Here is a 670-nt window from a genome sequence, read left to right on the forward strand (position 1 = left end):
CTTCAAGAACCGCGTCTGAGGCCAGCGCCTACGCCGCGAAAGCTGGACGTCGGATCAGCTCAGCCGCACCGCACCTAGCTTGCGAAGGGGTCCCAATTGCATGCCGATCCGGGGTCCCGTTCCAACGCCTTTTGACACGCAAAGGGGTGGAGCCGCTATCAACGGCCCTGACGCTCGGCCGCAGCGTGGGCCAGCAGCTCGCGGGCGTAGGCTTCGATCTCGTCAGGGTCGCCGTTGTCGATGGTCGTGACAGCCAGCGTCGACAGCCGCGTCTCGCGATCTGAGCTGTTGGTCGGCTGACGCAGCCGCGCCTCCATCTGGGCCGCGCACGCTACGTCGGTCAGGGCGTCACCGAGCCACTGCATCAGCTTGCCGGCGGCGTTGTACTGACCCTCAGGGCCCTTGGTCCTGTCCCAGACGTGGGTGTGACACCGCCCCGTCCACACCAGCGCGTAGACGAAGGTGCTGACTTCATCTGGGATGTCGGGGAGCGACCGCAGGTCGCGCAGCGAGGCGGACGCGAAGTTGAACTGATCAACAAGGCTGCCCTGAAGGCGAGGAGGTATCGAGACCTGCGCGGGTCGCGAAGCTGGCGCTCCCGGCCGGTAGGTCTTCGCCAGCTTGGCGAGGTCCTTGTGCGCGTCGTCCTCGAAGTGTGACAGCGTCTGGC

1 protein-coding gene is annotated in these 670 nt (G+C 66.3%); it reads right to left on the minus strand.

Annotation, left to right across the window (positions count from 1 at the left end):
- Window positions 1–158: 158 nt before the first annotated feature.
- Window positions 159–670 (minus strand): hypothetical protein (locus MKK82_RS12120; protein WP_243985848.1); only part of this gene is annotated, 512 nt, incomplete at its 5' end.

The organism is Methylobacterium sp. E-046 (genome assembly GCF_022829625.1).
In the GTDB taxonomy this organism is placed as follows: domain Bacteria; phylum Pseudomonadota; class Alphaproteobacteria; order Rhizobiales; family Beijerinckiaceae; genus Methylobacterium; species Methylobacterium longum.